The organism is Paenibacillus sp. FSL P4-0184 (genome assembly GCF_038004625.1).
Taxonomy (GTDB): Bacteria; Bacillota; Bacilli; order Paenibacillales; family Paenibacillaceae; genus Paenibacillus_AQ.
In genome coordinates this window covers 2,012,051-2,031,920 of record NZ_JBBORN010000001.1, presented here as the reverse complement: position 1 = coordinate 2,031,920, position 19,870 = coordinate 2,012,051, and the positions used below count along the sequence as shown (strand labels likewise).

Annotated in this window: 21 protein-coding genes, 1 tRNA gene, 1 rRNA gene and 2 riboswitches; of the genes, 14 read left to right on the top strand and 9 right to left on the bottom strand. The window is 42.8% G+C overall.

Annotated features, from left to right (window positions below):
• The first annotated feature begins 30 nt into the window (after window positions 1-30).
• The 10 genes from rrf (at window position 31) to MKY52_RS08675 (ending at window position 8,545) form a co-directional block, all read left to right on the top strand.
• Window positions 31-147, top strand: a 5S ribosomal RNA gene (rrf, locus tag MKY52_RS08720).
• A gap of 430 nt (window positions 148-577) precedes the next feature.
• Window positions 578-2,035 (top strand): IMP dehydrogenase, encoded by a 1,458-nt coding sequence (guaB, locus tag MKY52_RS08715; protein ID WP_149647701.1) that lies wholly within the window; start codon window positions 578-580, stop codon window positions 2,033-2,035.
• A gap of 161 nt (window positions 2,036-2,196) precedes the next feature.
• A complete protein-coding gene (locus MKY52_RS08710) occupies window positions 2,197-3,543 on the top strand; it encodes a D-alanyl-D-alanine carboxypeptidase family protein (protein ID WP_076286904.1) in 1,347 nt (448 codons plus the stop codon).
• Window positions 3,544-3,654: 111 nt separating this feature from the next.
• A complete protein-coding gene (gene pdxS, locus MKY52_RS08705; RefSeq protein WP_042123186.1) occupies window positions 3,655-4,536 on the top strand; it encodes a pyridoxal 5'-phosphate synthase lyase subunit PdxS in 882 nt (293 codons plus the stop codon).
• 19 nt (window positions 4,537-4,555) lie between these two features.
• Window positions 4,556-5,152, top strand: coding sequence for a pyridoxal 5'-phosphate synthase glutaminase subunit PdxT (pdxT, locus tag MKY52_RS08700; protein WP_341050954.1), 597 nt, complete (start codon window positions 4,556-4,558; stop codon window positions 5,150-5,152).
• Window positions 5,153-5,225: 73 nt separating this feature from the next.
• Window positions 5,226-6,512, top strand: coding sequence for a serine--tRNA ligase (gene serS, locus MKY52_RS08695; RefSeq protein ID WP_076301054.1), 1,287 nt, complete (start codon window positions 5,226-5,228; stop codon window positions 6,510-6,512).
• A 68-nt stretch (window positions 6,513-6,580) separates the two neighbouring features.
• Window positions 6,581-6,669 (top strand) — tRNA-Ser (locus MKY52_RS08690).
• 173 nt (window positions 6,670-6,842) lie between these two features.
• Window positions 6,843-7,184, top strand: coding sequence for a hypothetical protein (locus tag MKY52_RS08685; RefSeq protein WP_341050952.1), 342 nt, complete (start codon window positions 6,843-6,845; stop codon window positions 7,182-7,184).
• Window positions 7,185-7,196: 12 nt separating this feature from the next.
• Window positions 7,197-7,349: a small acid-soluble spore protein P gene (locus MKY52_RS08680; RefSeq protein ID WP_060623882.1), complete on the top strand. Its 153-nt coding sequence runs from the start codon at window positions 7,197-7,199 to the stop codon at window positions 7,347-7,349.
• Between the two features lie 104 nt (window positions 7,350-7,453).
• A complete protein-coding gene (locus MKY52_RS08675) occupies window positions 7,454-8,545 on the top strand; it encodes a hypothetical protein (RefSeq protein ID WP_076286888.1) in 1,092 nt (363 codons plus the stop codon).
• A 105-nt stretch (window positions 8,546-8,650) separates the two neighbouring features.
• Here MKY52_RS08675 and MKY52_RS08670 read toward each other — a convergent pair whose 3' ends face one another.
• Window positions 8,651-9,220 (bottom strand): GNAT family N-acetyltransferase, encoded by a 570-nt coding sequence (locus MKY52_RS08670; protein ID WP_076286889.1) that lies wholly within the window; start codon window positions 9,218-9,220, stop codon window positions 8,651-8,653.
• Entirely contained in the window at window positions 9,221-9,736 is a 516-nt protein-coding gene (gene tadA / locus MKY52_RS08665; protein ID WP_256721116.1) for a tRNA adenosine(34) deaminase TadA, read from the bottom strand.
• 408 nt (window positions 9,737-10,144) lie between these two features.
• On the opposite strand from tadA, the gene MKY52_RS08660 reads away from it, so the two are divergent.
• Both MKY52_RS08660 and rluF read left to right on the top strand, forming a co-directional pair.
• On the top strand, window positions 10,145-12,472 hold the full coding sequence (locus tag MKY52_RS08660) for a sensor histidine kinase (RefSeq protein ID WP_076301050.1): 2,328 nt from the start codon (window positions 10,145-10,147) through the stop codon (window positions 12,470-12,472).
• Entirely contained in the window at window positions 12,462-13,163 is a 702-nt protein-coding gene (gene rluF, locus MKY52_RS08655; protein ID WP_341053378.1) for a 23S rRNA pseudouridine(2604) synthase RluF, read from the top strand. The genes MKY52_RS08660 and rluF overlap by 11 nt, the downstream gene beginning before the upstream one ends.
• Before the next feature lie 99 nt (window positions 13,164-13,262).
• Here the strand turns inward: rluF and motB are convergent, their stop codons facing one another.
• Window positions 13,263-14,081, bottom strand: a complete 819-nt coding sequence (gene motB / locus MKY52_RS08650; protein ID WP_042183946.1) for a flagellar motor protein MotB — start codon at window positions 14,079-14,081, stop codon at window positions 13,263-13,265.
• Window positions 14,065-14,868, bottom strand: a complete 804-nt coding sequence (gene motA, locus MKY52_RS08645; RefSeq protein WP_076286892.1) for a flagellar motor stator protein MotA — start codon at window positions 14,866-14,868, stop codon at window positions 14,065-14,067. The genes motB and motA overlap by 17 nt, the downstream gene beginning before the upstream one ends.
• A 206-nt stretch (window positions 14,869-15,074) precedes the next feature.
• Here motA and MKY52_RS08640 point away from each other — a divergent pair, with 206 nt between their 5' ends.
• Window positions 15,075-15,368, top strand: coding sequence for a hypothetical protein (locus tag MKY52_RS08640; RefSeq protein ID WP_042131745.1), 294 nt, complete (start codon window positions 15,075-15,077; stop codon window positions 15,366-15,368).
• A gap of 227 nt (window positions 15,369-15,595) precedes the next feature.
• Window positions 15,596-15,883 carry a 4a-hydroxytetrahydrobiopterin dehydratase gene (locus MKY52_RS08635; protein ID WP_042123209.1) on the top strand — a complete coding sequence of 96 codons (288 nt, stop codon included), beginning with the start codon at window positions 15,596-15,598 and terminating at the stop codon, window positions 15,881-15,883.
• A 91-nt stretch (window positions 15,884-15,974) separates the two neighbouring features.
• On the opposite strand, the gene MKY52_RS08630 is transcribed toward MKY52_RS08635, so the two are convergent.
• The 5 genes from MKY52_RS08630 to MKY52_RS08610 form a co-directional block, all read right to left on the bottom strand.
• Complete coding sequence (locus MKY52_RS08630) at window positions 15,975-16,331, bottom strand: c-type cytochrome (RefSeq protein WP_042183950.1); 357 nt, start codon at window positions 16,329-16,331, stop codon at window positions 15,975-15,977.
• 127 nt (window positions 16,332-16,458) lie between these two features.
• Window positions 16,459-16,944 (bottom strand): GNAT family N-acetyltransferase, encoded by a 486-nt coding sequence (locus MKY52_RS08625; RefSeq protein WP_341050949.1) that lies wholly within the window; start codon window positions 16,942-16,944, stop codon window positions 16,459-16,461.
• 255 nt (window positions 16,945-17,199) lie between these two features.
• Complete coding sequence (locus MKY52_RS08620; RefSeq protein ID WP_042183954.1) at window positions 17,200-17,691, bottom strand: C40 family peptidase; 492 nt, start codon at window positions 17,689-17,691, stop codon at window positions 17,200-17,202.
• Between the two features lie 5 nt (window positions 17,692-17,696).
• Window positions 17,697-17,838: riboswitch (cyclic di-AMP (ydaO/yuaA leader) on the bottom strand.
• Window positions 17,839-18,197: 359 nt separating this feature from the next.
• Window positions 18,198-18,626, bottom strand: a complete 429-nt coding sequence (locus MKY52_RS08615) for a C40 family peptidase (protein ID WP_042193080.1) — start codon at window positions 18,624-18,626, stop codon at window positions 18,198-18,200.
• Between the two features lie 53 nt (window positions 18,627-18,679).
• Window positions 18,680-18,818: riboswitch (cyclic di-AMP (ydaO/yuaA leader) on the bottom strand.
• Between the two features lie 214 nt (window positions 18,819-19,032).
• Window positions 19,033-19,863, bottom strand: coding sequence for a hypothetical protein (locus MKY52_RS08610; RefSeq protein ID WP_339268106.1), 831 nt, complete (start codon window positions 19,861-19,863; stop codon window positions 19,033-19,035).
• Window positions 19,864-19,870: the final 7 nt, after the last annotated feature.

Below are 19,870 nucleotides of genomic sequence, written 5' to 3'. Positions count from 1 at the left end.
ACGCGGCAGCGTCTGTTTCACAGACGCATGTTTGGTGGCGATAGCGGAGGGGTTCCACGCGTACCCATCCCGAACACGACCGTTAAGCCCTCCAGCGCCGATGGTACTTGGACCGAAGGGTCCTGGGAGAGTAGGACGTTGCCAAGCACGCAAGACCACTGTTGAGTAATCGACAGTGGTCTTTTTGTTGTATTATTGAAGAATTCATTAGGGTTTATTTTGAGATACTACATTAGAGATAGGTGTAAGCATTGGTGATGGGTATGGTGGATTGTATAATTTCACCACTAAATGTCCACTCTGTGCGGACAATAGTCCAATAATTCGCTTACGCGTGAGTCGTTTTTTGAATACCTACTCTGATGATGTAATGTTCTTGACAGTCCAAATGCCCTTTGCTAAGATGGCAATAATATATTTTTGGATAAGCATCTCAAACCTAAATTGAAGATATGAACTTGTTCAACTTCCAGATGTACAGAGTTGTCTGTCGTGAATGGACTTAAAGTCGAAGGTTCTTCTTTTATAAAGTTTGTAGGCGGGTATAATTTAAAACAACCGAGGAGGAATGACCCAGGTGTGGAAAGATAAGTTTGGTAAAGAAGGTCTGACTTTTGATGATGTGCTGCTGGTTCCGCGTAAATCTGAGGTACTGCCGAAGGAAGTAGATTTGACTACAGTTCTAAGTAAGAATGTGAAGTTGAACATCCCGCTTATGAGTGCAGGTATGGACACAGTCACAGAAGCGGCTATGGCCATTGCTATTGCTCGTGAGGGTGGTATCGGGATTATTCACAAGAATATGCCTGTAGAGCAGCAAGCGGAAGAAGTGGATCGTGTAAAACGTTCTGAGAGCGGAGTTATTACTAACCCATTCTCTCTTTCAGCAGAACATCTGGTATCCGATGCTGAACTGCTGATGGGTAAATATCGTATTTCCGGAGTACCGATTGTAGACAGTGACAACAAACTGGTCGGTATTCTAACTAATAGAGATTTACGTTTTATTCATGACTTTAATATTCCAATCAAAGAAGTTATGACACATGAGAATCTCGTGACTGCTGCTGTAGGTACGACACTTCAAGAAGCAGAAGGCATCTTACAACGTCATAAAATTGAGAAATTGCCGCTGGTGGACGAGAATAACGTTCTTAAGGGCCTAATCACAATTAAAGATATTGAGAAGGCGATTCAGTTCCCTAACGGAGCGAAAGATGCACAGGGTCGCTTACTGGTTGGAGCAGCTGTTGGTATCTCTAAAGATACATTCGAGCGTACTGCAGCGTTAGTGAAATCAGGTGTGGATTTGATCGTCGTCGATTCTGCACATGGTCACCACATTAATATTATTGAAGCGGTTCGCCAAATTCGTGAGTTGTATCCTGATCTTACGATTGTTGCTGGTAACGTGGCTACAGGTGAAGCAACCCGTGAACTTATTGAAGCTGGAGCTTCTGTAGTTAAAGTAGGTATTGGACCTGGATCTATCTGTACAACACGAGTTATCGCTGGTATCGGTGTTCCGCAGGTTACAGCCATTTATGATTGTGCAACGGTTGCTCGTGAGTACGGAGTTCCTATCATCGCTGACGGTGGAATCAAGTATTCCGGTGAAATCACTAAGGCTATTGCCGCTGGTGCTCATGCAGTAATGATGGGAAGTATGTTTGCGGGTACAGAAGAAAGCCCAGGAGAATCGGAGCTTTATCAAGGCCGTAAATTTAAAGTATATCGTGGTATGGGCAGTATGAGTGCCATGAAACAAGGTAGTAAGGATCGTTATTTCCAGGATGACGATAAGAAGCTTGTTCCTGAAGGAATTGAGGGCCGTATCGCTTTTAAAGGGCCTCTTTCGGATACCGTTCATCAATTGATTGGCGGACTGCGTTCGGGTATGGGCTACTGTGGGACCAAGTCACTCGAAGAACTTCGGAATGACACTTCTTTCATTCGCATCACAAGTGCTGGACTTCGCGAAAGCCATCCACATGATGTGCAAATTACGAAAGAAGCGCCAAATTATTCCGTGTAATGGACTAGAAAGACTATTTTTTGGACAGACAGGACTATTTCGTCCTGTCTGTCTTTTTTTGCGTGTACCCCTGTGTTAGAATAGAACAAGCTATTGATATGAGGTTTAAAGGAGAGTAGTAATCATTGAAGCACAAACAGAAATTTAACGGTAAGCAATTTATGATTAAGACAGTCACAGTAGGTCTACTTTTAAATATGTTAGTTTCCACTCCACTTCCGGCATTCGCTGAGGAAGGTACGACAACGACAATACAAGCTGGTACTGCAACTCAGACGACTCAGAAAGCAGTAAAGATCCCTTCTGTGGAATCACTGGGTCTAAATTTGAAATCAGCGGTTCTAATAGAACCAACAACAGGTGAAATTCTTTTATCTATGAATGCAGATGAGGCTTTGCCTCCAGCTAGTATGACTAAGATGATGACAGAGTATCTTGTAGCAGAAGCGGTGAAGACTGGACAGCTTTCATGGGATCAAAAAGTCATAGTAGGGGAAAATGCGTCTAAACAGGTTGGATCACGTATTTTTCTAGCGGAAAATGACGAGCATACGGTTGAAGAGCTGTACATAGCAATGGCTGTTGGATCTGCAAATGATGCTACAGTAGCTTTGGCAGAACTAGTTTCTGGATCAGAATTGGAATTCGTAGAGCTAATGAATCAGACTGCCCAGAAAATGGGGATGAAAACTGCCTATTTTGTTAATTCTACTGGATTAGACAAAGCTGACATGCCTAAGAAGTTCCGCTCAACTGATAAAAAAGAAAACGTAATGTCAGCGATGGATGCTGCTATTCTTGCCAAATATATCGTTACTGATCATCCTGATTTTAATAGATTTACAACGGTTCAGTCGTATAAGTTCCGTGAACGTGATACCGCACCAATGATTAACTTTAACTGGATGTTGGAAGCTAACAAGAGTATCCAGAATTTTAAGGCTTATGCTTATGAGGGATTGGATGGTTTGAAAACAGGTCATACCGCTAGAGCAAAATATTGTTTTGCAGGTACAGCTGTACGTGATGGCATGCGTCTGATAAGTGTAGTAATGGGGGCTAATACAGAGCCACACCGTTTTACAGAGACGAAGAAAGTACTTGATTTCGGATTTAATAATTTTGAAATCAAACAGGTCGTGGCCCCTAAAGCAGTGATAGCCGGCAACGAAACCGTGCCAGTTCTTAAAGGGAAAAATAAAAAGGTGTCTGTAGTTACGGATGAAGCTGTTTCGTTTATCGTCCCTAAGGGAACAACCTCCCCTCAAATTAAAACAACTGTTGAAATAAATGATCCAGCAACCTTAGTTGCTCCTATAGAACAATCTGCTAAAGTGGGTAAGGTTACTTATTCCTACCAAGTTGAAGGCATGTCTGATGTTCAGCAGAAGACAGTTAATCTGATTACTGCTGAAGAAGCGGAGAAAGCCGGTTGGTTCAGTTTATTCCTTAGAGCCATTGGAGATTTCTTCGGCGATTTATTTACAGGGATCAAAAACTTGTTCTAATGAATTTAGCATCGAAAATTGCGTTAAATCCGAGTAAGTGGATTGTATATTTCCCTTCATTGGGGTAAAATTACAAGTTAGATTAAGATAGATCATTCGGGGGGCTAGGACATGGAAACTGGAACATCGCGAGTTAAAAGAGGCATGGCAGAAATGCAAAAAGGCGGCGTCATTATGGACGTCATGAATGCAGAACAAGCAAAAATTGCTGAGGCTGCGGGTGCAGTAGCTGTTATGGCATTGGAACGCGTGCCTTCTGATATTCGCGCAGCTGGCGGTGTAGCACGGATGGCCGATCCTACAATTGTAGAAGAAGTTATCAAAGTGGTAAGTATCCCTGTTATGGCTAAGGCTCGTATTGGCCATTACGTAGAAGCAAAGGTTCTGGAATCCTTGGGTGTTGACTATTTGGATGAGAGTGAAGTTCTTACTCCTGCTGATGAAGTCTTCCATATTAATAAACGTGAGTTCACTGTTCCGTTCGTATGTGGAGCTAAAGACTTGGGTGAAGCCTTGAGACGTATTAACGAAGGTGCATCCATGATCCGTACGAAAGGTGAACCAGGAACAGGCAACATTGTTGAAGCAGTGCGTCATATGCGCTTTATCAATAGTCAAATCCGCAAAGTAACTAATTTGTCCAAGGATGAGCTATATAATGAAGCTAAGAACCTGGGAGTTCCTTACGAGCTACTGCTTGAAGTGCATGAGCTTGGTAAGCTGCCGGTTGTTAACTTTGCTGCTGGCGGTGTAGCAACTCCTGCCGATGCTGCCCTGATGATGCATCTAGGTGCGGATGGTGTGTTTGTAGGCTCAGGTATTTTTAAATCGGACAACCCTGAGAAATTTGCCCGTGCGATCGTTGAAGCCACTACACACTATACTGATTACAAACTGATTGCAGAAGTATCTAAGAACCTTGGTGCACCAATGAAGGGGATTGATATTGCAACTCTAACCCCGGCTGAACGTATGTCGGAGCGTGGCCGTTAATAGAGAGAAGGTTGCCCGGATGAAAATAGGAGTGCTGGCGCTTCAAGGCGCAGTTACGGAGCATATTGTTAGTATAGAGAAGACCGGAGCAGTGGGCGTACCTATCAAGCGAGTAGAGCAGCTTGAGGAGGTTGATGGCCTAATTATTCCTGGTGGTGAGAGTACAACGATCGGTAAACTGATGCGAAAATATGGCTTCATCGAAGCCATACGTGATTTCTCCAATCAGGGCAAGCCGATTTTTGGAACATGCGCGGGTATGATTGTTCTGGCCAAACAAATTGCCGGCGGCGAACCAGGGCATTTGGAGCTAATGGATATTACGGTGGCTCGGAATGCATTCGGTCGTCAACGGGAAAGCTTTGAATGTGATCTGGAGGTTAAAGGAATTGATGAGCCGGTTCGTGCTGTTTTTATACGTGCACCGCTTATCAACGAGGTAGGCCCCGGTGTAGATGTGCTTACAGTCTATAATGATGAGATTGTAACTGCACGGGAGGGTAACCTGCTGGTGTCTTCTTTTCATCCAGAATTGACCGATGATTTCAGACTGCATCAATATTTTGCTGATATGGTAGAGGCTACTAGGCAAGTGCAACAACAGAATCGCATATAAGAACATCCTGACTCTTTCAAAGCTGTAAGCAGCAATTTGAAAGAGTTTAGGCTGTTTTCAGGAGGGAAACTTTGTGTTAGACGTAAAAGTATTACGCAGTGATTACGCTCGAGTTGAACAAGCCTTAGAGAAACGGGGTAAATCACTGGATTTAATTGCTGATTTTCCACAACTTGATCTACGCAGACGTGAATTACTGCAAGAAACAGAAGGTCTTAAGAACCGTCGTAATACGGTTTCTGGTGAAGTAGCGAAGAAGAAAAAGAATGGTGAGCCAGCAGATGACCTAATTGCAGAAATGCGTACGGTATCTGACCGAATTAAAGAGCTTGATGACGAAGTGCGTGAATTGGAAGTTCAGATTGCTGAACTTACTATGAGTATTCCGAATATTCCTCATGATTCAGTTCCAGTTGGTAAGTCTGAGGATGATAACGTAGAATTGCGTCGCTGGTCGGAGCCAAAAGAATTCGGATTTACTCCGAAATCACATTGGGAGCTTGCGCAGCAGCTTGATATTATTGATTTTGAAGCTGCAGCGAAGGTTACGGGATCTCGGTTTGTTTTTTATAAAGGACTGGGAGCACGTTTAGAGCGGGCGCTTATTAACTTTATGATGGATCTGCACAGTGGTGAGCATAACTATGAAGAAATGCTGCCGCCTTACATTGTGAATAAAGACAGCTTGTACGGAACGGGGCAACTTCCTAAGTTTGAAGAAGATCTGTTTAAGTTACGTGACACTGAATACTATTTGATTCCTACAGCGGAAGTACCTGTGACCAACTACTATCGCGAAGAGATTTTGACAGCAGCAGATCTACCTAAGTACCATGTAGCATACAGCTCTTGTTTCCGTTCTGAGGCGGGTTCAGCTGGCCGTGATACTCGCGGTCTGATCCGTCAGCATCAATTCAACAAGGTAGAGCTGGTGAAGCTTACTACACCTGAATCCTCTTATGAGGAGTTAGAAAAAATGACAGCAGATGCTGAGCGTGTGCTGCAGCTTCTTGGATTGCCATATCGCGTACTTGGGCTATGTACAGCTGATATGGGCTTTACATCGGCTAAGACGTACGATTTGGAAGTATGGCTGCCTGAGAGTGGAATGTACCGTGAGATCTCTTCTTGCTCAAATACGGAGGACTTCCAAGCGCGTCGGGCAAATATTCGTTTCCGTAAAGATCCGAAATCCAAACCTGAATTTGTTCATACACTGAACGGATCTGCTTTGGCTGTTGGGCGTACTGTTGCAGCAATTCTTGAGAATTATCAGCAAGAGGATGGTAGTGTTCTGATTCCGGAATGTCTACAACCGTATATGCGCAATGTAAAATCGATCCAACCTAAAACTATTTAAGAAAATAGTTGCTTTTTCTCCGCACCATATGATACAATTACTAATGCATGTGAAATTTATATGCATTTGGAGAGGTACCGAAGCGGTCATAACGGGGCGGTCTTGAAAACCGTTAGGGTGCAAGCCCACATGGGTTCGAATCCCATCCTCTCCGCCATTCCTTTATGAACTTTAAGAAATAAGCAGATAGAAACCGTCTCCTTTGGAGGCGGTTTTTTTGTTGTGCTTGAACTGGTACAGTTTTAGTTATTGTTTGATGAACCTAGTTCCATTGAGAATAAAAAGATTGATTTCTCCGCAATGTATTAGAGAAGGAGGATGATCATAATTATGGACAGACAATTGGGAGTAGATCAGCATAATCTTGTCTCGGCCTGGCAAGAACGCCTGCCTGCGTTAATGGAGGATGGGGACAGTTTCAATGTACTAGCGGATGATGGTGATCCGAATAGTCTGCTTATTCATTTTAATGCAGCAGGACGTCAAGGGTACTCACTTGATTTTCGTTGCAGGTATGTAGATAGCAGGGAGGTCGCTGTTGATCTGCTTGATGTGGAGCAGAGTGGAATTCATATTGATGAGCATAGTGATGCAGTACAGCTATTAGCACAGCAGTATTCACGACAAATTCACGAATGTGCTCAGGCTCTACAGAGTATAACTAATCCTTAGGAGGAATGAACAATGTCAAAACCAAAAAGTATTCCAGTTCCCGGGGCACAGCCCAACGATGGCGAGCGTAGAAAGGAGCATAATTCTTCTGCACCAGAACCGCTTTCAGGTTCTAAAAAGGTGAAACAAGCGAATCATGTTGACCACCATAATCCACAAGGTTAACAAATAAAAACGTTAAGAATTTTAAAGAAGTGTTTCTTGATTTTTACAAATGGTTTATCATAGGGGGGGGAGAGATTTCTTTACAATGGGAGAGGAGAACAATAATGAACAAAAAGTGGGGTTTGTCGGCCGCTGCATTGCTGCTTACAGCAGCAGTAATTCTGCCGGGATGTGGAAGTAAACAGGAGGCGCCAAAAGAGGCCTTAAAATCAGCTGCTACTAAAGCGACTACAATGTCATCCTATGAGATGAAGAGTAAATTCACGATCAACGATCTTACGATCGAGACTTCTGACGCTGAATCTGCTGCAATGACTACACAGGTACTTAGTATGCTTAAGAATGCTGATATTACCATTGATGGGGTATATCAAGCAGAGCCAATGCAGACAGAACTAACTATGATTCTGAATCTGAAGGGCGATATGAGCATGAGCTTTAATGTTCCTATGGTAATGACTGCCGAGAAGTTGTACGTTAAGATTCCATCGATTCCTTTCGTACCGATTCCTGAGACGATCCTCAATAAGTTTGTAGAGGTTGATCTGAAGGCGTTGGCAGAGCAGGAGGGTGCAGAATTTAACCCAAGTACGATGGATACTCAGAAAATGCAGAAGCTGTCTAATGAAGTGGTGGACACTGTCCTAGCTGAATATGACGAAGAAAAATATTTTAACGAGATTGATCCCAAAGATGCTAATTTACCAGAAGGTGTGGAAGCTAAACAGGTCGTTCAGTTCCAAGTGACTAACGATAATGTTAAAGAAGCAATCACTATCTTGGTGAATAACGCCCTGCCTAAAATCATTGATATCGTAAGCAAGGAAGAATACAAGGATATGCTGCAGATTAAAGATGCAGATTTAGCTAAAGCTAAAGAAGAACTGACATCAGGTGAAGCTAGAACTGAATTAGATAAGGGCTTAGCTGATCTTGATAAGTACCTTACCATCAACCAGTTCCACTATAATACTGCGATCAATAAGGACGGATACGCTGTGTATCAGGATTTATTGATGGATATTAAAGTAAATGATCCGGAAGATGGCACAAATGTGGCCTTCTCAGTAAATGGAACGGGCCAATACAGCAAGATCAACGAGAAGCCGGTATTCAAGATTGGTATCCCTCAAGGTGATGATGTAATTACAATGGATCAACTTGGAGAAGAATTCGGTGGTATGGGAACTTATTAATCCCAGTTCGCAAGATTAAGACCCGCATGATGCGTATATTATACGCCCATGCGGGTCTTTTTTTAGGAAAAAAAGTAGCACTCTTTCCTGCGACAATGCAGAATCTTATTTCCGTTCCTCAGTCAGCACATCTTCGGTTAAGATTGCGTAGGTTTGGTGATCCTGCCACTGTCCATTTATTTTAAGATACTGACGAGCAATCCCTTCAGGTTTGAACCCACTCTTCTCCAGGACTCTTCGGGAAGCTTCATTATGCAATAAAATAGCTGCTTGAACTCTATGTAGACCTAAGGCCCGGAACGCATAGCCAAGGACTAATCCAACCGCTGCTGTCATATAACCTTGTCCTTGCATCCGATGATCCATTAAATATCCTAAATCAGCATATTGTGCTATACCTCGTGAGACGTTGGACAATGTGATCTGACCGATTAGCTGTCCATCCAGCAGATAAATGCCGAACATATAAGCTCTGTCCAGTAGGGCGTCCTCAATACGCTGATTGATGATCTGTTGTTGACTCTCCAGGGTAAAGAAGTGCTCATCACGTTTTGGCTCAAACGGTTCGTGGGTTACCCGGTTATTTAAACGAAGCTCCAGCAGGCTCTGTGCATCCTTAAGCTCAAGTGGAGAAATATAGATGCCTTGAGAGGTATGATATAGAGTAAGGGTCATTTAGGAGTCCTCCTTTTGTTTTATTGGCTTTTTACGTAAACGGCGAAAGAAGGAGGTGAGTAGATCTGCACATTCTTCTTGTAAAACACCCTGTATTACCTCAGTTCTATGATTAAATCGCGGCTCTTCAAGCAAGTTCATGAGGGTCCCGGCACATCCAGCTTTAGGGTCAGGCGTTCCATATACCGTGAGAGGCACTCTGGACTGCACTATTGCTCCTGCACACATCGGACAAGGTTCTAGGGTGACGTACAGCTGGCAATCCAGCAGACGCCAAGAATTCATGACATTGCTGGCCTCACGAATAGCTACCATCTCTGCATGGGCTGTCGAATCCATTGTCGTTTCTCGTAAATTGTATCCACGTCCTATAATTTCACCATGTCGAACAATGACAGCACCAATAGGAACCTCACCTAATGCCTCAGCTTTACGTGCTTCTGCGATCGCCTGCCTCATCCAATATTCATGAACCGCTTGTATATCTTCTGGCGATTCATTGGCTTTAATATTCAAGATCATCTTCCCTTCTTCTGTAACCATTGTACAACGAACAAATATTCGTTCTTAACAAAATGTGCATAACTCTGTGGATAACCGCCTACTTATGCACATTTTTGTACACATCGTTTTATAATAAAATGTTTATATGTGCATAAGCTGTGGATGGTTTCTTAAAATATAAGAAAGTATAAGTTTCACGCTATACTTTGTCCTTATATTTCGCGCTTAAACGCTTCCCGTCCATATAAGGACGCCGAAGGCATTTATACTTGTATATTGTAGAGAAAGACCTTTTGAATTTCAATATTCTTGAATTGGAACGCTACATTGAAATGTCTTTTCAAATGTGAGGGCAAAAGGTATGATGTTTATTGTAGGCCCCGCAAGGATTTACCAGTGGATAAGAGGTGAACAAACAGTTTGTCCATAAAGACAAAACTATCTGCTATTATTTTTGGGGCGGTGTTGCTAATTTTAGCACTGAACCTGACATTTAACCTTTATGCCGCCCAAAATAATCTACGGAATGAAAGCATTAATAATATGCAACTAACCGCTATGCAAATGGCCGTTTCTGTAGAACAAAGTAACTATAGCTCTAACTATGTAGAATATCAAATTGCGCATAATTTAAGGATGGCGGCTATCTTTGCCTCCGAGGAGCTGGACCCCGACTATAGGAATGTGACGAATGAAGAACTTAAGGCCCTAACTTCCAAGGTGGGCGTGTCTAATATTTCAATTCTGGTAAAGACTGATAACGATATTGTAATAGCGAGGTCTTCGCTACCTAGTGATATTGGGGTGTCCACAAAGGACTGGGGGTACTGGTATCTGGCCTTTTTGGAGTTGTTCGATAATCAGGAGGTATCCGTGGGTCAGGGGCAGGCCATGGACCATTTTTGGTCAGGCCCTTTTGATTATTCAACCTACAATCTCGATTTCATTGAAAAGTGGGGATATTACCATGATGAAGAGAGCAACTACATCATAAATCCTGTTATTCTCAATACTGCAGCCAGCGACTATGTCAAGATTACCAATCCCGATCAAATCGCAGCGCAGACTAAAGAAGCTAATCCAGGGATCTTAGAACTCACAGGATTTAACCCAGTAACATTTGGCTCAGCAAGTATGAAGGCTGACGGAACTGACACATTGAATAAGAATCTTGGTAACCGTCCCATTAAGTACGGCACCTATACTTATGGTAATGTGGAGCAGGATAGAACAGCGATTCTATTGGCTCAGGAGAAGCAGAAGCCGGTTACACTGGAGACGAAAGTGCTTGGAAAAAGAGTGCTCAAAAGCTTCATCCCTATCCAATCTCCTGGACTGAAAGCTTATGTGATTGGAGTCGTTTTGGATTACTCCGTGATTTCATCTGTGGTTCATGAACAATTAATTAATAATCTGACAACTTCACTGTTATTACTTACATTATTCTTGTTATGCAGTTACATACTGTCTGGATTTGTTACTCGTCCTATTCAGGCGATACTTGCCAAAGTGAACGATGTAGCCAAAGGGAAATTCGAGCCTCCACTTAAGGTAACTAGCCGGGATGAGTTAGGGCAACTGGCACTACGAATCAACGCTATGACGGCTCATCTCATGCAGCGCACTAATCGACTCAAACAGACACTGGAAGAGAACCGAGCAGTTAAGGAGCATTTGGAATCGGTCATTAATGGAACCTCTGATGCGATACATACCATCGATATGGACGGCCGAATTACTAGTACGAACAGAGCCTTCGAAGAACTGTATGGATGGAGTGCCAAAGAGGTGCTAGGGAATAAGCCTTACCTTGTGCCTGCGACAGCGCTTAAGCAGGAGGAAGAGCGGCTTGATGCGTTAAAGAGTGGTGCGGTTCTACCACCAATTGAAACCGTAAGACTTAAACGTGATGGAGCAATTGTTGAAGTTAGTGTTAGTACCTCAGTGATTCGTGATGAAGACGGGTATCCACATTCCTTTATTCACGTCTCACGTGATATGACGGAACGTAACCGAATGGAGGAACTGCTTAGACGCTCTGAGAAGCTGACTACAGTTGGCCAATTAGCCGCGGGAGTAGCTCATGAGATTCGTAATCCTCTTACGACGCTAAAAGGATTTCTGCAGCTTCAACAAGAAAAGCAGATTTTGGTCCCCCTCCATATTGAACTGATGTTGTCCGAGCTCGAGCGGATTAATCTGATCGTAAGTGAATTTTTAATTTTGGCCAAGCCTCAAGCTGTTCATTTTCAGGAAAAAGATGTGCGGGATATCCTTGGTGATGTGGTTTCTCTATTAGACAGTCAAGCTCATTTGTTTGGGATTCAGTTTAGTGCGACATTCTCTGAATATCCATCCACCGTTCATTGTGAAGTGAACCAGCTAAAGCAGGTGTTTATTAACATCGTCAAAAATGCTATTGAAGCTATGCCTGATGGTGGTGTGATTTCAATGGAGTTAAGAAATACCTTGGATTCTGTCTTCATTCTTATTTCAGATCAAGGCGAAGGAATTCCTAAGGATATGCTGCCTAAGCTGGGTGAGCCCTTCTTCACCAATAAGGAGTCGGGAACAGGCTTAGGGCTAATGATTAGCCAACGTATTATTCAGGCTCATAAGGGTCATTTGGAAATACAAAGTGAAGTGGGTCAAGGGACAACTGTTATGATCAAGCTGCCTGCAGCTGGTACGGATACCCCTTGGCTTAATATTAAGGATGAACGGAGTGAAGGACAACGTGAGAATTAATAAATTCATCAGTGAGACAGGGTACTGTTCACGCCGTGAAGCAGATAAGCTGGTGGAAGGTGGTAGAGTTACGATCAACGGACAACCTGCTGTGCTTGGCAGTCAGGCCGTTCCAGGCGATGATGTAAGAATAGATGGTGTTGCACTTGAAACATCAAGCCAGACGGTTTACATTGCGTTAAACAAGCCAGTGGGTATCACTTCAACTACAGAGCAGCATATTAAGGGGAATATTGTTGATTTTGTAGGTCATCATGAGCGAATCTTCCCGATTGGGCGTCTCGATAAGGATTCAGAAGGATTGATTCTGCTTACTAACGATGGGGACATCGTTAACAAGATTTTACGGGCCGAAGGTCGGCATGAAAAAGAGTATGTTGTTACTGTAGACAGACCGATTACGCCATCATTTATTACCGGCATGTCCAGCGGCGTAAAGATATTAGGTGAGAAGACGCTACCTTGTGAGGTCACTCGTATTACAGAGCGTGTATTCCGTATTATTTTGACGGAGGGTAAGAATCGTCAGATCCGCCGTATGTGCAGCGCTTTTGGCTACGAGGTTAGAAAGCTGCAACGCATTCGGATTATGAATATTCGTCTAGGGGCATTACAAACAGGAGAATGGCGTGAGCTGTCTGCTGAAGAGAAGCAAGAACTTGGAGCTACACTGAATTACGAACTTCTATAACCTAGAAGAGCCTAGATTTGAATACAATGTATCAAAAAAGAGCTGTTCCATCGGTCTAAGACCTTGGGACAGCTCTTTATGCTTGTAATAGGATAACCATTATTCATCGGAAGGAGCAATACCTGAGAACTCTTTGGTTTCTTGATATTTACGAATAATGGATACTTCAACCCGGCGGTTCTTACTTCGTCCAACAGCTGTAGTATTTTCAGAAATGGGGTGGTATTCCCCGTATCCAATCGCACTAAATTTCCGTGGATTCAGGTTCGTATTTGTTAGCAAAATCTTCATGAACTGAAGGGCGCGATCGGCGCTCAGGTCCCAGTTGGAAGAATAGTCGCTATTAGAGATAGGGATATTATCGGTATGTCCTTGCACGACTACATCATAATCTGGGAATTGCTGCAGCATGGTTGAGATGGACTTTGCTAATTGCCGAGAATCATCTTTAACTACTGCCTGTCCGGATGCGAACAGCGCGTTATCACTTATCGTAATCATAAGTTGGGATTGATTGAGCTTAGTGCTGAGTAGATCGGTAAGGCCGTTCTTGCTGATATATTGATCAAACTGCTTCTTAAGCTTCTCTAAATCCTCTTGTTCCTTTTGCCGCAGCTTAGCCATTTCTGTTTGTTCATTTTTCTTGGTTACTGATTTATCCATTTGATCATTTTTTCCTAAATCCTCTTGACTCTTAGATGGCATTGCCGCCCGCTCTTCAAGAACACCTGTACCGCCATTAAGAGCGGAACTGAAGGCTTGACTCATCTCTTCGAATTTTTTGGCATCCGTTGCACTCATAGAATACATTACGATGAACAAGGCTACCAGAAGGGTCATAAGATCAGAATAAGGCAGTAGCCAAGATTCATCGGCGTGTTCTTCATGCTCTTCGTGTCGTCTAGTCTTTTTGCTCACCCGATCCACTCTCCTTCTCATCATTTAACTTAGCTCGTTCCGAAGGTGTCAGGAAGACAGCAAGCTTCTGATTGATGGCAATAGTGGATACACCGGATTGTATGGACAAAAGACCTTCGACCATCATCATTCGAACTTCAATTTCACGTTTGGAAAGTCGTTTTAGCTTATTGGCAATAGGATGCCATAATACGTAACCTGTAAAGATACCGAGTAGTGTTGCGATGAAGGCAGCCCCGATTGCTGCAGCCAATTTGTTCATATCACTCATATCAGCCAGAGCGGCGATAAGTCCGATAACGGCCCCGAGTACGCCAAGTGTAGGAGCATACATACCTGCTTGTGAGAAAATGAGTGCGCCTGCTTTATGTCTATCCTCTGTGGCGTGGATGTCCTCCATGAGAACATCGCGGACAAAATCCTGATCATTTCCATCAATAATCATCCGCATGCCATTTCTGAGGAAGTTATCTTCTATTTCATCGACTTTCGACTCAAGAGCCAGCAGACCTTCACGCCGTGTAATAGAAGCCCACTCCATGAACATAGTAATTAATTCGGATTTACTGATTAATTTCTTTTTGACAAAAATCATTTTAAACAGACTTGGAATCTTCTTGACCTCCGAGAACGGAAAGGCCATAAAGATGGAAGCTGCCGTACCCACTAAGATAATAACGTAAGCAGCAGGTGTGGCTAAAGCGTGAAGAGGAGCGTGCTTGAGGATCATACCCCAAATAACTGCAACTAGACCAAAAATTAAACCAAGTATTGTTGAAATTTCCATTATGCACCTCGTCCATGAGATTATAAGATGTGTTCCGACAAAGCCGCGTATATCATCCTTGAAACAGCGGCAAGGCACTCTGTTCGAAACCGAATAACGTATATTCTTATTTATCGACATCATTCCGTTTTTTGTGAAGTCATTTTTTCGGCTATAATGGATAAGGTAAGTAATTATTCATCTGTGGAGAAAACGGAGTGATACATGTGGGTGTAAAGCATGGTAGAGATTACGGTGAAATCCTAACGGATTTGACTGAGGCTGTCGGAAGAATTTCCGATGGGTACTTATTTTTTGAAATGGATCCGGAAGAGTGGCAAGAATTGCCGCAGGAATCCAAGATGGAGGTATGGGAGGCACTGGCTGAGGATCTTTTCTTCGCGCTGGGTAATGAACCTATGATTGAGGTGGGGAGCGGCGTTATCATTTACGATAAGGACACGCACCGCATTAATATTTTAGTCGGAGAAGAGGATTTAGCCTCTGTTGTTTTGATTTAAGAAGAGGGGGCGCGGGGCGTAATTTGCCCGTAGTTAGTAGCCCGTGTTAAAATTGGTGTAGCCGAGTTATAATCGCTGGGATTCTTGAATACATTTAATCGAAAATATTGCCTTTATCCTGGCACATCCCTTGGACCTCAGAAGCTAAGGGATGTTTTGTTTAACGAATAAGACGAGTAAAGGGACCTGCGGATTTTACTGCAATTTTTAGTAAGGGAGGAAACGAATTGTTATTTACCGAAGAAGAACTGCGTGAGCAGATCAGCAAGCTGGAAGGTTGGAAGCTGGAAGAGAATACCATGGTGCGAAAATATATGTTCAGTCAATATATGAAGGGTATTGCTTTCGTTGATGAAGTAGCCACCATTTCAGAAGCCTTTGATCACCATCCACATATTACGATTGATTATAAGACAGTGACTTTACGACTGAAATCAAATGAGGAAGACGGTATTACAGCTCTAGATATTCGAGAGGCACATGAATTTAATGAAGCCTTTGAGAAAAATCGTTAGTGTCACCTAAACTCATAAATAAACGCCCGTGCGCAGATAGTGAACTATCTTCTGGCACGGGCGTTTTTAGTTGCTTAGGTAGTAGTTACTGTTACTTTTTCTCTGAGAGCCAGAGGGCGACGTTTGCAATCTCCTCAGGGGCTAGCTTTTCTTTAAAGGAAGGCATTTGACCTCGTCCTTTAGTGACGATACTGTAGATTTCTTCAGCATCATGCTGACCGCCTTCATTTTGAAGACTGGGTCCAACTCCACCTTGAAGCTGATCGCCGTGACAGGTGATACAGCTGGCTTTCACGGTTGCTTCGGCCTTTGCCGCATCCAATTGGACTTCCGGCATCGTCGGCTTATTCTGTTCAGCTACCTCTTCTTTACCTGGAAGTGTAAACATAAGTACTACCGCAAAGGCACAGGCGGCAAAAAACAAACCGCTCATGATCCATTTCTGCATCCCAGTTCGTCCCTTCTATGTAAGCTGCTCCCTACATTATAGCTCAAGGTGAAGCGTTATCATAGGGTTTGTGACAAAAAAATGAACGATAAAGCCATCAAATCATTGAAAAATATTGAATTTAATATTATTTATCATAGACCATGCAATAAAAAGGTTTGTTTCCTGTGGGGGTTAGGCGCTCATACGTATCGGTAATCGTAAATCCACACTTTTGGTAAGTTCGGATCGCCCGCTGGTTCCAGGTCAATACCTCTAGATCAATCTCACGCCCAGGATAACGAAGCAGGGCTGCTTGCACGATTGCATCCATGAATATTTTTCCTAGACCTTGACCGCATAGATCAGGGCGCATACCAATCCCCAAGCGAACAACACCTTCCATTGGAAACAACTGCGCGAATCCACACAAAATCCCTTGCCCATTTAATATGGAGACATATTGCTCATTCCGTAGCTGAGGGTCACCGAACTCGATTCCAAGAGCCTGCATTTGCTCCCACGGCATCCAGCCGTAAATATTATAAGGGGCAGTGTAATCCCAGTTGCAAATCTCTTCCGCGTGACTGGTCTCCATAGGCGCTACATGAAAAGTAACAGAGGGATTTATCATAAGGTCAAGGACCTCCTTTCACGGGGGAACTTTAAATGTCTTATATTTCTAGCTTAAAATACTTATGGTCCTTATAAGGACATCGAAGGCGTTTATGCTTGTAACTAATTATATACAAAAAGAGGCATGGTCGACTCAGAAATTTATGAGGATTATTGTTTTACAAATTCTGAGAGGGGTAAATACTAAATAAGACAAAAAACAAGCTCTTCTCCAAGAATCAACATCTTGGAAAAGAGCCTATGTACGATTTACTTATTGAACATCATCATTATCTTCTGTCTCAGAAGCAACAGAATGATAAGCATCCGTGCTCATAATTCGTTTAGCACCGATGTAGCGTTTCACGTAGTAGCTATCACTCAGGGAGCTAATCGTTACACCGCGTGAGGAAGATGCGTGTGCAAACTTGCCTTCACCGACATAAATACCAACATGGGAGACACCCTTACCACTTGTATTGAAGAATACAAGATCTCCAGATCTTAAATCATCTTGGGAGATAGCAGTACCCATTTGATACTGGGAACCTGATTGGTGTGGTAGGTTTATACCAATTTTATCAAATACATACATTGTAAATCCGGAGCAATCAAATCCATTTGTGGAGATGCCGCCGGATACGTACTTAGTTCCGATGGTCTTGTCGATCACTTTATCCATTTTGGAATCCGCGAAAGCGCTTCCTGCTCCGATGGTGAAAATAATGGAAAAGCTAAGTACTGCTGCTGCTAGCTTCTTCTTCAAAAGTTTATACCCCTTCCGGATGCCTACGAGGTTAGCTTAAGGGTTCGGTTGAAGGTCCCCTATGACCCCTCTAAAAATGGAGGTCAATTCACCCAAAGTTGGTTCCCCCGTTTTCCTAATAGTTAGGAAACTCGGCTGATACTGTTGATTAGGAATAGCTTGTAATCAATACATGACAAAACCTTTGTAAATAACAACTTAATGATTACAAAAATGTTACTAAAATCTTACTGCAGTTATTGTAACAAACAGAGTGCCGCTTGGCAATCGTTTTTAACATAATCATGCAGAAAAATTCGTTTTTTTAAAGACAAAATGCATATGTAAGCGATAATATTAAACTAATTTTTATATTTATTGAAATTTTTATCAAATAAAAGTGTTTAAAGTCCGTTCTAGAGGTGTAAAGAATATAATAAGACAAAAGAAAACCTGGATTCGATTAAGTCAATAATCAAACCCAGGTCTATATAATGTAATTGTGAGGTTATAGTTGTGGGGAAGTATTAATCGTAGGCTATAGCTTGATATGAGGAAGTACTCATTACTCTTTTAGCACCAACGTAGCGATTGGCCCAGTAGGACTGGCTAAGTGAAGTGATGGTCACGCCATATGAAGATGATGATTGTGCGAATTTTCCGTTTCCAACATAAATGCCGACATGGGATACGCCGTTGCCCAATGTGTTAAAGAAAACTAGGTCACCTGAACGTAATTTACTTTTGGCTACAGGAGTTCCGACATTATATTGAGCTTTTGAAGTACGGGGCAAAGAAAGACCCACCTTCTTGAATACATACGTAGTAAATCCAGAACAGTCAAACCCGGCAGTGCTAGTGCCTCCGGTTTTATAGGCAACTCCAATTGTCTTTGAAATAACACTGTCCATCTTAGAATCTGCAAAGGCACTTCCTCCACCAATAGAGAACGCCATCACAAGTCCTAGCGCCGCAGCGACGCATGCTTTTCTTAAATTCTTCAAAAAAATTGTACCCCTTCCAATGCCTGTGAGGTTAGCTTAAGGATTCGGTAGAAGGTTCCCCTATGATCACTGCAAAGCGAGATCAATTCACCCAAAATATGGTTCCCCCACTTCCCGGTGCAAGGAATTCGGCGTTTTATGCACCAGATAGTGACTTATCGACATGACTACGACAAATACATGAAGTTATGTAGAAATCGTTTCAAATGATTACAAACTTGTTACCAATGGAACAGGACTTATTGTAACAAAGTCTTTACGATTTTGCAAATCCTCATAAATTGTCTATAACGCGAAAGAGTCCCAGCTCCTGATTCAGGAACCGGGACTCTTATATTATGTTCTGTAATGTTTCAAATTATTGTGGAAATGCTTTACTTTGCCATAGATGATATTGAGCTGAAATTCCCCACATTTTGAAGAGTGTTGAGGGCAGTGATGAAAGTTGACGAATAAGAAGTGCTGGTAGGCCAGGACAGAAGATACCCGTTAGTCCGCACACTAGCAAAAGGATCAGGCCTGCTGCACCAAGTATGATTGAAATTCCTATTGCCGGAATCAGCGACTTCAAGCAAATGAATAAGGAGGAGAACATCCCCGTGCCGCTGGTATAACCAAACTGCATATATAGAAGGAACAGGCGCACGATAAAGATGTATATAAGCCATGCCAATACGTATGGAACTAGATGAAGTAACAAAGAGTAGTTCAGAAAGGAGGACAAGAATAGCCCGTACATTTTTGGAGCAAGCCAGTATAACGGAAGTAGAGCCAGCACCCATTCGATTAGACTGAAGATAAACACTGGAAATCCATAAAGCTTCATACCGGGAAAAAAGAACAGGCCACGCTCTCCTTTTCGCTCCTGATGGAGTTCATGCAGTAATCCTGCCCTTATGAAGGGGGAGAGTAGCAGTCGTAAGACAACAAGCCCTAGGAACATCCATAACCAAGTACGTATCGCAGGATCTGTGTTCAAGCTGAACTGCCCTTCGACATAATAGAGTAGTCTGCCCATTCCGCTGCCTCCAGCGTCTTTATCTGGATAACGTAGTAGAATTGGAACGATAGCAGATCGGATGAAGCCGTACATAAAGTAGCCCCAGAGCAGTCGGTAGATGAAGAGCAGAATCAGAATATAAAATTGCTCCTTCATGCTTTGCCAGCCGCGGGTTATCGATGTTCTCACAATCATT